The sequence below is a fragment of the Kitasatospora sp. NPDC058190 genome, from assembly GCF_042883685.1.
Taxonomy (GTDB): domain Bacteria; phylum Actinomycetota; class Actinomycetes; order Streptomycetales; family Streptomycetaceae; genus Kitasatospora.
Map to the genome: position 1 here is coordinate 15,784 of NZ_JBHVVI010000073.1, position 15,999 is coordinate 31,782.

The window sequence follows — 15,999 nt, forward strand, 5'->3', positions numbered from 1 at the left end:
CCTCTCAGCCCGTCGGCTCGGGCTCCGGCTCGGGCTCCGGCCAGGCGAAGGAGGCGATGACCTCCGGCGCCCCGCCGGCCCGGTGGGCGCCGAGGAAGCCGGCCGCGAAGCCCCCCGGGACGGGCAGGGTCGGGTCGAGGCCGTGCGGGGCGGGCCGGAGTTCCCGCCACTGCTCGCCGTCGGGCGAGACCGACAGCCGGTACTCATCGCCCACCAGCCACACCGCGGCGGGTTCGTCGATCCCGCCGGGCCACTGCGCGCGGGCCACCAGCTGACGCAGGCCCACCGCGTCCAGCCGGGTGAGGAAGGTCGGGAACAGCACCCAGTGCGGACGGTCCGCCTCGCGTAGTTCGGTCAGCAGATCGGCGACCCAGTCGACGCGCCGCAGGGCAGGGTGGTCGTAGGTGGTCAGCATCAGTTCTCCCACTGGGTGTTCGCCTGCCACCAGGACAGGACCTCTGCCATCCGGCCCGCGACCTGCTCGCGGTCGGCGCCGACGACGGTGGTCAGCATCAGGATGTCGGTGAGGGTCGCGGTCGGCCGGTAGGTGCTGCCCGGCCGGGCGCGGACCGAGCTCGCCCTCGCCCAGTCGAACGGCACGGAGGACGGCGCCGCGACCAGCGTGCCGTGCTTCGGCGGCACGCCGACGCAGCCGGCCGAACCGTTGCGGCGGGTGGGCAACGGCGGGGGCGTCAGGCCGAGTTGCCCCCGGACGGCCTCACGGCGCAGGTTCACCCCGGTGACCGCCTCCACCATCGGCGTGATGCCGCTGCCGCCGGTACGACTCGCCACCTCGCAGAGCACCGGCGAGCCGTGTGCGGGCAGGAAGAACTCCGCGTGGAAGGAGAGCACGTGGTCGGGGGATCCGAGCGCGGCGACCGTCGCCCGGGCCGCGGCTATCAGGGCCTCCGATCGCGGGTCGTCCTCGTCGAGCACCTGGCAGCCCTGCAGCCGGCCGGCCTGGACGGAATCGAGCGGCCGCTCGATGTACTGCGAGGCCAGTGCCAGCAGGATCCGGCCGTCGCGCATCAGGCCGTCCACGTGGTGGACCGGCGCGTCGACGAACTCCTCGACGAGGAGTCCGAGGGGGCCCGGGCGCCGGGCCGACCGTGCTACCAGTTCGGCGAGTTCCACCGCATCGCGCAGCACGCTGATGCCCTCGCCACCCGCCAGCAGGGCCGGCTTCACCACCGCGGGGAAGCCCACCTCGGCCACCGCCTTGCGCAGTTCGTCGGCCGTGTCGGCCGCCGCCATCCGGGGCACCGGGACGCCGTGCTCGGCCGCCACGGTCTTCATCAGCCGCTTGTCGCGGTAGCGGAGCGCGGATTCGGGATCCTGGCCGGCGATCCCGGCCAGCCGGCGCAGCCGGGCGGTGCGGTGGACGTCGTACTCGCTGATCGAGGCGATCCGCCCGATCGAGAGGTCGAGGACCAGGTCGGTGGCGATGAGTTCGGTGACGGTCCCTTCGTAGTCGGGGGTGCACACCCAGCCGGCGAAGGCGGACCGCACCTCCTCCGGGGTGTCGGCCCTGGTCGCGGTGGGGCTGAGCAGGATGGTCCGGGCCGCGTCCGGGCCCAGCCATTCGTGGATCGGTTCGGCCGTCAGGTCCTTCTTCGTCAGCACGAGGTTGAAGCCGGTCATGTCTGGACTCCGTTCAGGGTCAGGGCGGTGCGCTTGGCGGCGTGTCCGCCGACCACGGCCGCCGCCGCGTAGAGCGCACCGAGCACCAGCCAACCCGGCGCCAGCAGACCGGCAGTGAGCCAGGTGAGGACGGCCGGGCCGGCGGCGTGCTGGGCGTTGACGCCGAGGTGGTAGAACCCGAGGTAGCTGGCCGGGGCTTCGGCCGGGGACAAGGTGAAGGTGAGCTCGGTGAACGCGCACAGGTGGACCACCTCGACCACCGAGACCAGGCAGGTCCCCGCCACCAGGAGACTCAGCGCGGCGCTCGGGTCGGCGAAGGCTCCGGCCGCCGCGTAGCAGACCGCCGCCGCCGCGAACAGACCGCCGGCCAGGCCGAGCGAGGACGCGGCCCGCGCGCCGTCCCGCAGCCGTCGGCTGACCGGTACCTGCAGGGCGATGGCGAAGACGCTGTTCACACCCAGCAGCACCGGCTGGGTCCAGCTCGGCGCACTGGTGTGGTCCAGCACCCACAGCGGGAGCACGGTGAGCAGCACCGTGTCGTGTGACATCAGGACCAGGTTGCAGCCGGAGAAGAGCGCGGCCGGCCGCCCGCCCGGACGCCGGAGGATCTCCCGGGTCCCGATGCCGGCCAGGGCGGCCGCCGGCCCGGTGGAGGTACGCCGGCCGACCCACCAGAAGAAGAACACCCCGGGCAGGTAGGAGAGCGCGTTCACCACTACCGCGCCGCGGAGTTGGGCCGGGCTGCCCGAGCCGAGCAGCAGCGCGGCCAACCCCACGCCGACCAGGAACCCGATGTTGCGCAGGGCGCGGACCACCGCCATCACCTGGGTGCGGCCCGGGCCGTCGAAGACCTCGCCGACCGCCGCCTGGTTGACCGGCATCGCGGGCCGGTCGACGGCCAGCAGCAGGACCGACACCAGCAGGAAGGACCAGAAGTCCCGGACCCAGACCAGGCCCAGGTACCCCAGCACCCGCCAGGCGTTGATCGCGCACATGGTGGTCGCGGCACCGAAGCGGTCCGCGATCCGCCCCAGCCAGAAGCCCACCACGAGCCCCACGAGGGCGCCGGCGCCGAGCCCGAGGCCGATCCGCTCCGCGGGGATGCCCAGGGCGGTGTGGAAGTAGCTCGGGGAGACGGCCAGGAACAGGCCGCTGCCCAGGGTGGAGACGAAGGTGTTGCTCGCGAAGAGCGTCATCCGGAGCCGGCGCCCGGCCGTGGGCGGGGTCGACCCGCAGATCACTTCCCCTCCTCGGACCGCTTGATGAGCTGACGGAGCACGTAGGCGAGGACGCCGCCGTGCCGGTAGTAGTCGAGTTCCCGTCGGCTGTCGATGCGGGCCGTCATGGGGAAGGAGAGTTCCGTGCCATCGGGGCGGACCGCTCGGACGGTGACCCGGCCGCCGGGGCGCAGCCCGTCGACACCGGCGATGTGGAACTCCTCGGCGCCGGTCAGCCCGTACTCGGCGCTGCTCCGGTCGGCGTCGAACTGCAGCGGCAGGACGCCCATGCCGACCAGGTTGCTGCGGTGGATGCGCTCGAAGCTCTCCGCGAGCACGGCCCGGACGCCGAGCATCGCCGTGCCCTTCGCCGCCCAGTCGCGCGAGCTCCCGCAGCCGTAGTCCTTCCCGGCCAGCACCACGGCCGGGACCCCGCGCTCGCGGTACCGGCAGGAGGCCTCGTAGATGCCGACCAGCTCGCCGGAGGGCTGGTCCACGGTCCACGGGCCCTCGTGGTCCGGGGCCATCGCGTTGCGCAGCCGGATGTTGCCGAAGGTGCCGCGGACCATCACCTCGTGATTGCCACGCCGGGTGCCGTAGCTGTTGAAGTCCCGCCGTTCGACCCCGGCGGCCAGCAGATGGCGGCCGGCGGCGCTCTCCCGCGCGATGGCGCCGACCGGCGAGATGTGGTCGGTGGTGATGCTGTCCCCGAGGATCGCCAGGGCCCGGGCGGCACGGATGTCGGCGGGCGGAGCGGGCTCCGCGGTGAGCCCGTCGAGGTGCGGCGGGCGGCGGATGTAGGTGGACTCGTCGTCCCACTCGTAGAGCACGCCGGCGGGGGCGTCGATCGCCTTCCAGTGTTCGTCGCCCTCGAAGACGCCCGCGTACTCGGCCTCGTACAGCTCGGCGCGCATCGCCTGGTCCAGGGCTCCGGCGATCTCCTCCGGGCTCGGCCAGATGTCGGACAGCGTCACCGGGCGTCCATCCTCGTCGTGGCCGATCGGCTCGGTGGTGAGATCGGCGGTGACCGAGCCGGCCAGCGCGTAGGCGACGACCAGCGGTGGGGATGCCAGGTAGCCGGCCCGCACCTGCGGGTGGACCCGGCCCTGGAAGTTGCGGTTGCCGCTGAGCACGGCCACCCCGACCAGCTCGCGCTCGGCCATCGCCTCGGCGACCGCCGGGACCAGCGGGCCGCTCATGCCATGGCAGGTGGTGCAGCCGTAGCCGACCACGGCGAAGCCGAGCTTCTCCAGGTAGGGCAGCAGGCCGGCCCGCTCCAGGTAGGCGGTGACCACCCGGGAGCCGGGTGCCAGGCTGGTCTTGACCCGGTCGGGGACGGCCAGCCCGCGTTCCACGGCCTTCTTCGCCAGCAGGCCGGCGGCGAGCATGACGCCGGGGTTGGAGGTGTTGGTGCAGCTGGTGATGGCGGCGATCACCACGTCGCCGTCCCCGATCGGTCCGGAGGCGGACGACGCCGGTCCGGAGGCGGACGACCCCGATTCGAGGGCGGACGACGCCGCCTGCGGATAGGCCGCGGTGAAGCTCCGCGGCACCTCGGCGAGCCGTACCCGGTCCTGCGGCCGCTTGGGGCCGGCCAGGCTGGGCTCCACGGTGGCCAGGTCGAGCTCCACCAGCTCGCTGTAGCGCGGAGCCGGGCCGCCCGGCTCGCGGAACAGCCCCTGGGCACGGCAGTACCGCTCGACCAGCTCCACCTGCTCCGCCGACCGGCCGGTGGCGGCCAGGTAGTGCAGGGTCTCCTGGTCCACCGGGAAGAAGCCGGTGGTGGCGCCGTACTCCGGGGCCATGTTGGCCAGCGTGGCGCGGTCGGCCAGGCCGAGCCGCTCCGCCCCCTCCCCGAAGTACTCGACGAACGCGCCCACCACGCCGTGCCGGCGCAGCAGTTCGGTCACGGTGAGGACCAGGTCGGTCGCGGTGACACCGGCCGCCAGCCGGTTGGTGAGGCGCACCCCGACCACCCGGGGGGTGACGACGTGGATGGGCTGGCCGAGCATGACGGCCTCGGCCTCGATCCCGCCGACCCCCCAGCCCAGCACGCCGAGCCCGTTGATCATCGTGGTGTGCGAGTCGGTGCCCACCACGGTGTCCAGCACCGCCTGCGCGGGCCCGGCGCCCCCGCGGTTCACGGTGACCACCTCGGCCAGCCGCTCCAGGTTGAGCTGGTGCACGATCCCGGCGCCCGGCGGGACCACCCGTAGCCCGTCGAAGGCCTGCTGGGCCCAGCGCAGGAAGCCGTAACGCTCGGCGTTGCGCTGGTATTCGCGCGCCACGTTGACGGCGGCGGCGTCGCTGCGGCCGAACACGTCCACCTGGAGCGAATGGTCGATCACCTGGTCCGCCCGGACCTGGGTGTCGACGATGGACGGGTCGAGGCCGAGGCCGGCCACCGCGTCGCGCATCGCGGCGAGGTCGGCGATGGCGGGCACTCCGGTGAAGTCCTGGAGCACCACCCGGCTGGGCAGGTAGGGGAACTCGCCCTGCCGGTCGGCGGACGGGTCCCACCGGGCGAGGTCGTGCAGGCGTGCCGGGTCCGCCTGACCGGCGGCGACCAGCCGGGCGAGGTTCTCGAGGAGGACCCGGATGGTGAAGGGCAGCGCGGCCAGGTCGACGCCGAGCCGGGCGGCGAGGTCGGGCAGCGAGGGGAACTCGACCGTTCCCTGCGGGGTGGTCAGCCGTCGGTGCGGAAGGGTGGTGCCGGTCATGGGAATCCTTGGGCAGTCGGGTGGGAAGGTCAGCGGTCGGTCAGCCGGTCGGTCAGCCGGTCGGTCAGCCGGTCCGTCAGCGGGACGAAGGGGCGTTGCCGCTCCCCGGAGTAGCGCAGCAGCGGGCGGATCAGGACGTTGTTCGCGTGCTGCTCGTCGATCTGGGCGAGCCAGCCGGGCATCCGGGCGGCCACGAAAATCGGCACGAACAACTCGGCGGGAAAGCCGAGTTGGTCGTAGATGGTGCCCGAGTAGAAGTCGACGTTGATGTCCAGGCCGTGCGAGCGCATGGGCCGCATCGCTTCGCGGACGGCCTCCAGCACCGACAGGGTGTGCCGGGCGCCGGTGGCCGCGCTGAGCTGCTCGGCGGCCGAGCGCAGGTGGCGGGCACGCGGGTCCTCGGTCCGGTAGACGCGGTGTCCGAAGCCCATCACCGGGCGGCGGTTCTCCCGGCAGCCGGCCACGTACCGCGCGGCGTTGTCCGGCGAGCCCACCTCCGCCACCATGGTCGCCACCTGCTCGGTCGCGCCGCCGTGCAGCGGTCCGTCGAAGGCGGCGATCGCGGCGGTCACCGCGCCGTAGCGGTCGGCCCCGGTGCCGGTCACCACCCTGGCGGTGAAGGCCGAGGCGTTTGAACCGTGCTCGGCCTGGACCACCAGGCAGCGGTCGAGCAGTCGCACCAGCTCGGGGTCGGTGGACAGCCCCAACATGCCCAGCAGCGCCCGGGCGTGGCCGGGCCGACGGTCCGGGGCCGGGGCGGGGGCACCGGTGCGCAGTGCCTGTTGTGCGGCGAGGATGGTGGGGATCCGGGCGATCAGCCGCTCCCGCGGATCGATCCCGGGCACCGGATCCTCTCCCGCTTCGTCCACCGCGGCGAGCGCCGACACCGCGGTGCGCAGCACGGACATCGGGCGGGCCCGGCGGTACGTCGCTATGGTGTCCAGCACCGCCTCGGGCAGCACCCGGGCGTGCGCCAACCGGTCGGCGAAGGCGGCCAGTTCGGCCGCGTTCGGCAGCTCACCGTGCAGCAGCAGATGCGCGACCTCCTCGAAGCTCGCCCGCTCGGCGAGATCGTGGATCGAGTAGCCGCGGTAGGAGAGCCGGCCGCCCCGGCCGTCGATCTCCGAGACCGCGCTGTCGTCGAGGACCACACCGGTCAGGCCGCGGTGGACGGCGACCTCCTCCTGGTCGTCGGCCGGGCGCGGTGCGGTGCCCTCGTCGATCGGGTCGATCGGGTCGCCGGAGTGCGCGGTGATGAACTCGCGGATCGCGGGCACCGAGGTCAGGGCGATCATCAGGTCGCCGTCGATCGGCACCCCGGTCTCGCTCTCCAGCGAGACCATCAACTCGACGTGGGCGAAGCTGTCCCAGGCGGTGATCGACTGGTAGCGCAGGTCGTCGGTCACCTCTTGCCGGCTCAACCCGAGTACCCGGCAGAGCAGTTCGGTGGTGCGACGGTCGGCGGTCGGACCGTCGTCGACCATGGTCGTGTTCATCGGGTGATCACCTCTTGGACGGGGCGGGCACGAGCAGCCGGTCGGCGTGGGAGCGCAGTGCGTTGCGGTCGACCTTCTGGTTGGCGTTGAGCGGCAGGGCGTCGACGACGTGGATCGAGCGCGGAACCATGTAGCGCGGCAGCCGGGTGCGCAGCGCGGCCTCCAGCTCCTCGGCCCGCGGGTCGTGGCCGCAGACGAAGGCGACCAGCTCGACGGTGTCCTCGACGGCGCCCGGCACGGTGACCACGGCCGCGTTCACCACGCCGGGCAGGGCGGCCAGTCGGGCCTCGATCTCGCCGAGCTCGACCCGGTGTCCATGGATCTTGACCTGCTGGTCCATCCGGCCGAGGCAGACGTACTCGCCCGACTCCAGCCGACGGACCCGGTCGCCGGTGCGGTACCAGGTGCGCGGGGTACCGGCGGGCTGCTCCACGACGATCAGCTTCTCGGCGCTCTGCGGCTGGTCCTGCCAGTACCCGTCGAAGACCTGCGGACCTGACACGCACAACTCGCCCTCGTGGTGCGGCTCGGCGATCCGCCTGTCCTCGGTCAGCACCAGTGCCTCCAGGCCCGGGTAGGGCCGGCCGATCGGGACGGCGCCGTTGACGCAGTCGACCGGTGAGGTCTGCGGATCCCAGCGGTGGACCGTGCAGGCGATGGTCGCCTCCGTGGGGCCGTACAGGTTCTCGACGATCGAGTTCGGTGCGGCGGCCTGCCACTCCCGCGCGGTGGCGCTGGGCAGCGCCTCCCCGCAGAACAGGCTCCAGCGCAGCGACCGCAGGCTCCCCGGGGTCAGCAGGCGCTTGCGCCGCAGCAGGGCGGCGACCGAAGGCACCGAGAACCAGACGGTGATCCGGTTCTCCTCGACGAACCGGAACGGGGCCAGCAGGTCGAGCGGTTCGAGCGGGACGAGGCAGCCGCCGCAGCCCCAGGCCATGAACAGGTCGAACATCGCCAGGTCGAAGGTCTGGTCGAAGGTCTGGGTGAAGCGGTCGTCCGGGGTGAAGCCGTAGCGCTCGGCGTTCACGGTCAGGAAGTGGTCGGCGTTGCGGTGCGAGACCGGCACACCCTTCGGCCGGCCGGTGCTGCCGGAGGTGAACAGCAGGTACGCCGTCGCGTTCGGGTCGCTCTGCACGGGGGCCGGCAGGCCGGCGCGGGCGGTGACCTCTCCCCCGGCGAGCAGCGGCGTGCCGGGCGGCAGGTCGAGCCGGCCGGCGGCCGACTCGGGGGCCACCACCGGCAGCACCGGATCGAGGCCGCGCAGCACCTCGGGCAGCTGCTCCGCCGACTGCGCGTCCACCAGCAGGACGTCCAGCTCGGCTCGTTCGAGCATGTCGCGGGTGCGGGCCGGCGGGAAGGTGCGGTTCAGCGGGACGACGGCGGCGCCCGCGTAGAGGGCGGCCAGCATGCCCAGGTAGGACACCTCGCTCCGATGGGCGAAGAGTCCGACCCGACGCGGCGCGGGGGCCGCGGCCAGCAGTGCGGCGGCCCACCGGCGTGCGACCAGGTCGGCCTCGGCGTAGCTGATCGTCTTCCCGCGCAGCTGCAGGGCGGGCCGGTCGGGGTACCGCTGGACGGACCGCAGGAATCCGGCGTGCAACAGGCCGGTCAGGGGGTTCACAGGGATTCTCCTCTCCGCGTCACGCCACGGCCGGCGCGGTGGCGTCCGACAGGGTCCGCCGCAGGGCGTTCATGGCGGAGCCGGCCCGGAACCACTCGATCTGCTCGTGGCTCAGGCTGTGCCGTACGGGGAACTCGTCCCTGGTGCCGTCCTCGTGGTGCAGCACCACGTGCAGCGGTGCCCCCGGCCGCAGGTCCGACAGGCCGGTCACGCTGATCCGGTCGGCGCACCGGATCCGCTCGTAGTCGCCGGGGTCGGTGAGGGTCAGCGGCAGGACGCCCTGGCTCTTGAGATTGGTCTCGTGGATCCGGGCGAAGCCGCGGGCGACCACCGCCCGGCAGCCGAGGTGGCGCGGCTGCATCGCGGCGTGCTCGCGGGAGGAGCCCTCGCCGTAGTTCTCGTCGCCGACCGCGACCCAGCCCAGGCCCGCGTCGCGGTACCGGCGGGCGATCTCGGGCAGCTTGCCCCACTCACCGGTGAGCTGGTCGAGGCCCTCACCCGCCCCGCCGCCGAAGGCGTTGTTGACGCCCAGGAAGGTGTTCGCGGAGATCCGCTCCAGGTGGCCGCGGTAGCGCAGCCACGACCCGGCGGCCGAGATGTGGTCGGTCGTGCACTTGCCCTTCGCCTTGAACAGCACCGGCAGTTCGGCCAGGTCCGCGCCGTCCCAGGCGGGGAAGGCCTCCAGCAGCTGCAGTCGCTCGCTCGCCGGGTCCACCTCGATGACGATCTCGTCCGGGGTCGCGGACGGGGCGTGGAAGTAGTCGTGGCCGTCGGCGTAGCCCGCCGCGGGGGCGTCGTCGGCCACTGGCGGGCGGAGCCTCACTCCGCCGGGCAGTTCGTCGCTGCGCGGGTCGAAGTCCACCCGGCCGGCCAGCGCCGCGGCGATCACCGTCTCCGGGGAGGCGAGGAAGGCGAGCGTCTCGGCGTGGCCGTCGTTGCGGCGCGGGAAGTTGCGGTTGAAGCTCGACAGGATGACGTTGCTGGTGCCGCCCAGCCCGTCGGTGCGCTTCCACTGGCCGATGCACGGGCCGCAGGCGTTGGCCAGGACCTTCGCGCCGATCGCCTCCAGGTCGGCCAGCAGCCCGTCCCGCTCGATGGTCGCGCGCACCTGCTCGGAGCCGGGGGTGACGAAGAGCGGGCTCTTCAGCCTGAGGCCCGCGGCGCGGGCCTGCCGGGCCACGTCCGCGGCCCGGCCCATGTCCTCATAGCTCGAGTTGGTGCACGAACCGATGAACGCCTGGCTGATCTCGGTCGGGTGGTTCTCGGCTGCCGCCACCGCGCTCATCCGCGAGACCCCGCGCGCCGCGTCGGGACTGTGCGGGCCGACGATCTGCTGTTCGAGCGCGGACAGGTCGATCTCGATCACCCGGTCGTAGAACCGCTCCGGGTGGGCCTCGACCTCGGAGTCGGCCCGCAGGTGCTCGGCGTGCCCGGCGGCCAGTTCGGCGATGCCGGCGCGATCGGTCGACCGGAGGTGCCGGGCCGTGACCTCGTCGAAGGGGAAGACCGAGGAGGTCGCGCCGACCTCGGCGCCCATGTTGCAGATGGTGCCCCGGCCGGTGGCGCTGATCGAGGCGACGCCCGGACCGAAGTACTCGATGACCGAGCCGGTACCGCCCTTGACCGAGAGGATCCCGGCCAGCGCGAGGACCACGTCCTTGGGACTGGTCCAGCCGCCGAGCGCGCCGGTGAGGCGGACCCCGATGATCCCCGGCATCGGCAGGCCGAACGACCGGCCGGCCAGGCTGTCCACGGCGTCGCCACCACCCACCCCGATGCCCAGCATGCCCATCCCGCCGGCCATCGGCGTGTGGCTGTCCGTCCCGAGCAGCATGCCGCCGGGGAACGCGTAGTTGTTGAAGAAGACCTGGTGGATGATCCCGCTGCCGGGGCCCCAGAAGCCGATCCCGTACTTGCGGCAGCCGTCCCGCAGGAACTCGTACACCTCGTCGTTCTCCTGGCGGGCCGCCAGGAGGTCCGGGCCGGCGCCGGTCCGCGCCTGGATCAGGTGGTCGCAGTGGACCGAGGCCGGCACCGCGACCTGGTACAGTCCCGAGGTCATGAATTGAAGCAGCACCATCTGCGCCGTCGAGTCCGGCATGGCCACTCGGTCGGGCACCAACGGGTTGTAGCCCTCTCCGCGAGTCACGGTCGCGGCTGCGGGATCGACCATGTGTCCGGCGAGGATCTTCTCGGTGAGGGTGAGGGGCCGCCCGATCCGGGCCCGCGCGGCCTCGATCCGCGGGACGGCCCGCCGGTAGGACGCTCGGACGAGCGCCTCGGACGTGCGACGGCTGTTGTCGGACATGTGACTTCCAATCGGTTTTGACGTTGGAACGGCCCGCTGTGGACGGCTACCGACAGGTAGGCCCACGATGCGCCTGACGACCTTCGGTCGGCATGAAGCGGGCGACGTGAATCGGGCTGTGGACAGGAATGTTCGCGACACCGGGGATCGGGTCTTCGGCAGACCCCTCGGGCGGACGGAAAAATGCCTGGCCGCGAGAGAGCAGTGCGATGCTGCGGATGCGGCCTCATTGGGGGTGGAAACGATGAGTCTGGAACGTCTTGGAATTTCCCACGAGGAAGAGCTGGTGTACCGGCACTTCCTTCGCCATCCGGGCCGGCCCGTCGAATCCGCGGCCGATGACCTCGGATTGGACCGCGAATCCATGGACGCCGTGATCCTCCGGCTCCACGAGGACCAGCTCCTCTCGCTGGTCGAGGGCGAACGGGTGGTCGCGGCGCAACCCGCGGCCGCCGTCGAACGGCTCATCTCCAAACGCCTGCGGAAGCTCAACGACGAGGTGGCACGCACCGCGGGAGCCCGCAGCGTCATCCCCTCGCTCATCGAGGACCAGCAGCACGGTGATCTGAACCGGGAGAGCCCGCTCGACATCGAGCGCCTGGAGAGCGTGGCCGAAGTCCGGGCCCGGATCGACGATCTGGCCTTCTTCACCCACCGGGAGGTCCTGGCCTTCCAACCGGACGGCCCGCTCACCCCGGCCCTGATCGAGGCGGCCAGGCCGCTGGATCTGCGGGCGTTGCGCCGTGGGATCTCGCTGCGCACCGTGGTGCTCACCAGTGCGACGGCGGATCCGGCGACCGGTCGGTACCTGCGGGAACTCACCCAGGCCGGCGCGGAGATCCGAGCCGTCGAGCAGCGCATGGAACGGCTGCTCGTCTTCGACCGGTCGGTGGCCGTCGTTCCGGTCGACCCCGCCGACAGCTCGCGCGGCGCGCTCATCGTGCGTCAGGCGGGCCTGGTCTCCCACATGATCGAGCTGTTCAACCAGGTCTGGAACGCCGCCGCGCCGCTGGCCGAGGGGGACGACCCGGCCGGTTCGGAGGAGCAGCTGAGCACCAACGAGCTGATGGTGCTGCGCATCCTCACCGAGGTGGAGAAGGACGAGGTCGGCGCGCGGCAGATGGGCATCTCGGTCCGCACCTTCCGGCGTTACGTCGCCGACGTGATGCTGCGGCTCGGGGCGGCCAACCGCTTCCAGGTCGCGATCATGGCCCGTGAGCGAGGCTGGATATGACCTGCGGTCATCGACCACGGCGGGACACCAGCCGCCAGCCGGCCAGGGTGGGATCCGCCAGCGCCCGCTCCGCCGCCCGGCGGATCTGCTCCACCGTCACGCCGTCGTCGGCCCGCACCAGCACGGTCACGTCGCCGTCGGCGAAGCCGACGTCGATCCGCCAGGTCGCCGGCAGCAGCGACAGCAGACGGGAGGCACCGAGCGGGGACGTCGCCGTCGCCGCGTCCTGTGCGGCGTTGCGGACGACCAGCTCCACCGGCCTCGGCCGGACCGCCGCCGGCTGATCCACCCGCCCGGTCACTGCCACCCCTGGATGTCCGGCTGTGTGGTGGCGGTGGTGGTCACGGCAGTGGTGGTGGTCGGCAGCGTGTCGTCGGCGCTCGCGGTTCCGGCGAACGGCACCGCGACGATTCCGAGCGCCGTCAGTACGGCGGCCGTGCGGACCGTGGACGGGCGGGTGACGCTCAGCAGCTTTCGCATGAAGGATTTCTCACTCTCGACTCATCGGGATTCCACAGGATTTCGCCGCCTTCGGCTCCGGTGTTCCGGCGTTCTCGGCGACTCCTCAAATCTCGCAGGTGCCGGGTTTTGATTCCAGGCTCTGCCGGGCCAGCAAGTTGCACCCGCCGCTGCATCTTCCTGACAGGACCGGAATTGCCTCCGGCATTCCCGAACCGCGACGAAAAGCCGATACGGGCATGGCCCCGGGCGACCTTCCGCCCGGGGCCATGCCCGTATTGCCTGTCGTATGCCGTGTCGAATCCCCGAGACCGCGCTACGCCTTCCACGCGCCGAACAGGGTGGCCGCCGTCAGTCCCGCCTGACGCAAGGTCAGCTCGCGAAGCTGCGAGGTCTCGATGGTGAACGCGGTGTCCGCGCCGGAGCCATGGGTCTCCACCGAGCGCGCCCCGCTGAACTTGCTGCGGTAGAAGTCGGAGACCGCCCCGGCAGCGCCCCAGTCCTGATAGGCGGAGCCGGCCCGTTCCAGCGCGAAGGGCACCGTGTCGCCCAGCCCCGCCGTACGCCGGCCCACCTCCGCGAAGAAACCGGCCAAGTGGTCGGCGTCGACCGGCTCCGCGGTGGACGGCAGCAGGATCAACGGTGCCAGCGGCAGCATGACGTGCACGAGCGGCGGGAGACGGTTGGCCGCGGCGAAGACGCCGACGATGCCACGCATGGCGCGCTGGTTGCTCCGGGAGGCGAAGTAGCCTCGGCGCATGGGCGGGTATCCGCCCTGCGCGAGAGCGCCCCATTCGACCATCAACGCGAAGGGCTCCGCTGCCAGCTCGTCCGGCGGCAGGGTGGTGGCCACGCCCAGGTAGGCGCTGATCAGACTGGACAGCCGGTTGGAGAGCAGCGGGGTGATCGCGGGAGCGGAGCGCACCAGCTGCTCGGCCACCGCGGGCTCGGCCACCACCCGGTAGGGAAGCAGGCAGAGGTCGGCCAACTCCTCGGCGCCGCCCAGTGGTTGCCAGGTCGCGCCGTTGTCGCCGGACAGCAGGTAGCGGCCGCCGTCGACCCGGACCCGGATCGCGCAGACCGCGGCGTCCCGCCCCACACCGCGACCGAAGAGCGGCGTGAGTTCGCCGCGGAAGGCCGAACGCCCGTACTTCTCCAGCAGGTTGACCAGCCAGCCGCGGACCGTCCCGGCGTTGCGCCAGATCAGCTCGGCCTCCACCAGCACCGGGACCGGGGCGTCGGCCCGCAGCCCGGAGCAGTGCAGGTCCGCGAGGTTGACCCGGCCGCCGTCCAGCTCCGCCCAGGTCCACGGGACGAAGCGGGGCACCTCGCGGCTCAGCTCCCGCCAACCGCCCCGGTCGGCCGGAGCCGCCAGGTCCAGCGGGTGCAACTCGCCGTCGCGGTACAGGGATCCCGGACGGTAGATCGTGTCGCCCTTGGTGAGGTCGGCGGTCTCCGTGAGCACCAGCGCGTGGATGACCGGACGGCCGACCCCGAGGTCCGCGGTGGCGGCGCGGTTGTAGGCGAGCAACGGGGCTCGCCCGGACCAGATCGGCGCCCAGTTGCCGGCGTGTCCGCTGCGCACCGGGCGCAACCAGTCGTGGCCGCGGATCGCGTCGAGCAGCCGCCCCACCTGCAGGTCGGTGCCGCCGGGGTTGATCCCGACGAACAACTGCTTCCGCTCGGCGACCCGTTCGAAGAGCTCCCGGGTGAACCGCGGTCGGCCGAAGGTCGCGTCGAACAGGCCGGACTCGTCCAGGAACGAGATGAACCGGCTGCCCCGGTCCTTGGCATAGCAGCGGGTGTCGTCCGCCAAGGCTCGTCGAGCGGCTGCCTTCTTCGCTCGTACCGGGCTGTCAAGAGAAATCATCCGCATACCGTCCCGAAGTCCTGGCCGTTCGACACGGCGCCGTCTGTCGCTGGCCTCAATCTGCCAGTCCGCGGCTCACCGGACATCGGGACACCGGAGCAGGAAGCTGTCAACGGCCCGCTCAACTTCCTGCCACGCGAACCCTGGAGAAGCCGGCCGCCGCCGTTCGAGGATGGCCGGGTGAACACCGACACGATCACCGCCCACGGCCCCCTGACCATCTCCCGCGTGGCGCACGCCGCCGAACTGCCCGCCGACTGGGACGCCCTCCTCGGGCCGGAGGACGCCCTGCTCAGTCGACGCTGGCTCGACGTCGTCGAGGGCGTTGCCGGCGTGCCGATGCGCTATCTGATGCTGCGTCGCGGCGACACCCTGCTCGCCGCCGTGGCCACCGCCCGGGCCGACGCGGCCACCAGGTGGGGTCCCACCGCACGGCCGCACACCCTGTTGGAGCGGCAGGCCGCCGCGGGAGAACCGGGTGCCACCGAACTCCTCGCGGAACTCCTCGCCGAGCCGCCCGCCCCGGCCGAGGCCCTGCTGCCGGCACTGATCGCGGGCGGCCGGCACGTCGGCACCACCCGGATCCTGCACCATCCGCGGGCGGGCGAGGCCGAACTGGTGGCGCTGGTGGCCGAGATCGAGGCCATCGCGGTGGAACTGGAGGCCGGCTGCGCCGCCTTCCTCTTCGTCGACGAGCAGGACGCCCTGCTGCGCACGGTGCTCGCCGACCGCGGCTACCGCTCCTTCCGGTCCGGTCGTTACAGCCGGCTCCCCGTCCCCGGAGACGGCTTCGCGGGCCTGCTGGCCACCCTGCCCCGCAAGCGCCAGGTCTCCGTCAAGGCCGAGCGGCGCCGCGTGGCCGAACACCGGATGAGCATCGACCTCGCCCCGCTGGACGTCCGGGAGATCGACGAACTGGCCTTTCTGGAATGCCAGTTGACCGACAAGTACGGCGTCGCGCTGGAGCCCGGGCAGGCCGCCGCAAAACTCCACGAGATCCACCGGCTGTACGGCGACGACGCCTTGGTGCTGACCGCCCGCACCGGCTCGACCATCCGCGGCTTCGCCCTCCTGGTCGGCCACCAGGACCGCTGGTACGCGCGGCACTGCGGCTTCGACTACGCCTACCAGCGCGAACACAAGCTGGCCCTCTACTTCGAGCTGCTCTTCTACCGCCTGGTGGAGGAGGCCGCCGCCCGCGGGGTACGGGCCGTCCACTACGGTCTGGGCAGCGAGCAGGCCAAGGCGTCCCGCGGTGCCGTGGCCACCGACCAGCACTGCTTCCTGCGTCGACTCTCCTGAGGCGTTGTCCCGTCCCGAGTCCACCCCCTCCCCTCGGAGCCCGGGGAGCTCCGGGCCGCGCCACGATCCGGATGCGCCGAACGGGTCACGGCTGGACGTCCCACGGGATGGCCGTCTACATTTCTGTAGAC

The 15,999-nt window shown here is 72.4% G+C and carries 12 protein-coding genes; 2 read left to right on the plus strand and 10 right to left on the minus strand.

Annotated elements, in window-relative coordinates; translation table 11 throughout:
* Window positions 1-4 precede the first annotated feature (4 nt).
* From ACFVWU_RS28750 to ACFVWU_RS28780, 7 genes are read right to left on the minus strand one after another with little or no spacing between them, the layout of a single operon-like run.
* Complete coding sequence (locus tag ACFVWU_RS28750) at window positions 5-415, minus strand: hypothetical protein (RefSeq protein ID WP_387626330.1); 411 nt, start codon at window positions 413-415, stop codon at window positions 5-7.
* The gene (locus ACFVWU_RS28755; RefSeq protein ID WP_387626332.1) at window positions 415-1,641 is read right to left on the minus strand and encodes an acetyl-CoA carboxylase biotin carboxylase subunit family protein; all 1,227 of its coding nucleotides are present in this window, start codon (window positions 1,639-1,641) and stop codon (window positions 415-417) included. Before ACFVWU_RS28755 ends, ACFVWU_RS28750 begins: the two co-directional genes overlap by 1 nt.
* Window positions 1,638-2,882: an MFS transporter gene (locus ACFVWU_RS28760; RefSeq protein ID WP_387626334.1), complete on the minus strand. Its 1,245-nt coding sequence runs from the start codon at window positions 2,880-2,882 to the stop codon at window positions 1,638-1,640. The genes ACFVWU_RS28755 and ACFVWU_RS28760 overlap by 4 nt, the downstream gene beginning before the upstream one ends.
* On the minus strand, window positions 2,879-5,578 hold the full coding sequence (gene acnA / locus ACFVWU_RS28765) for an aconitate hydratase AcnA (protein WP_387626336.1): 2,700 nt from the start codon (window positions 5,576-5,578) through the stop codon (window positions 2,879-2,881). Before acnA ends, ACFVWU_RS28760 begins: the two co-directional genes overlap by 4 nt.
* A 29-nt stretch (window positions 5,579-5,607) precedes the next feature.
* On the minus strand, window positions 5,608-7,074 hold the full coding sequence (locus tag ACFVWU_RS28770) for a citrate/2-methylcitrate synthase (protein WP_387626338.1): 1,467 nt from the start codon (window positions 7,072-7,074) through the stop codon (window positions 5,608-5,610).
* A 7-nt stretch (window positions 7,075-7,081) separates the two neighbouring features.
* Window positions 7,082-8,695 carry an amino acid adenylation domain-containing protein gene (locus tag ACFVWU_RS28775; RefSeq protein ID WP_387626340.1) on the minus strand — a complete coding sequence of 538 codons (1,614 nt, stop codon included), beginning with the start codon at window positions 8,693-8,695 and terminating at the stop codon, window positions 7,082-7,084.
* A 19-nt stretch (window positions 8,696-8,714) separates the two neighbouring features.
* The gene (locus ACFVWU_RS28780; protein ID WP_387626342.1) at window positions 8,715-11,003 is read right to left on the minus strand and encodes an aconitate hydratase; all 2,289 of its coding nucleotides are present in this window, start codon (window positions 11,001-11,003) and stop codon (window positions 8,715-8,717) included.
* 364 nt (window positions 11,004-11,367) lie between these two features.
* Here ACFVWU_RS28780 and ACFVWU_RS28785 point away from each other — a divergent pair, with 364 nt between their 5' ends.
* On the plus strand, window positions 11,368-12,237 hold the full coding sequence (locus ACFVWU_RS28785; RefSeq protein WP_387626344.1) for a LuxR C-terminal-related transcriptional regulator: 870 nt from the start codon (window positions 11,368-11,370) through the stop codon (window positions 12,235-12,237).
* 7 nt (window positions 12,238-12,244) lie between these two features.
* Here the strand turns inward: ACFVWU_RS28785 and ACFVWU_RS28790 are convergent, their stop codons facing one another.
* From ACFVWU_RS28790 to ACFVWU_RS28800, 3 genes are all read right to left on the minus strand, one after another.
* Window positions 12,245-12,526, minus strand: coding sequence for a hypothetical protein (locus ACFVWU_RS28790; protein WP_387626346.1), 282 nt, complete (start codon window positions 12,524-12,526; stop codon window positions 12,245-12,247).
* An 8-nt stretch (window positions 12,527-12,534) separates the two neighbouring features.
* Window positions 12,535-12,717, minus strand: coding sequence for a hypothetical protein (locus ACFVWU_RS28795; protein WP_387626348.1), 183 nt, complete (start codon window positions 12,715-12,717; stop codon window positions 12,535-12,537).
* Between the two features lie 295 nt (window positions 12,718-13,012).
* Window positions 13,013-14,512 (minus strand): DUF6025 family protein, encoded by a 1,500-nt coding sequence (locus ACFVWU_RS28800; RefSeq protein ID WP_387626350.1) that lies wholly within the window; start codon window positions 14,510-14,512, stop codon window positions 13,013-13,015.
* A gap of 234 nt (window positions 14,513-14,746) precedes the next feature.
* On the opposite strand from ACFVWU_RS28800, the gene ACFVWU_RS28805 reads away from it, so the two are divergent.
* The gene (locus tag ACFVWU_RS28805) at window positions 14,747-15,868 is read left to right on the plus strand and encodes a GNAT family N-acetyltransferase (protein ID WP_387626352.1); all 1,122 of its coding nucleotides are present in this window, start codon (window positions 14,747-14,749) and stop codon (window positions 15,866-15,868) included.
* The last annotated feature ends 131 nt before the right edge of the window (window positions 15,869-15,999 follow it).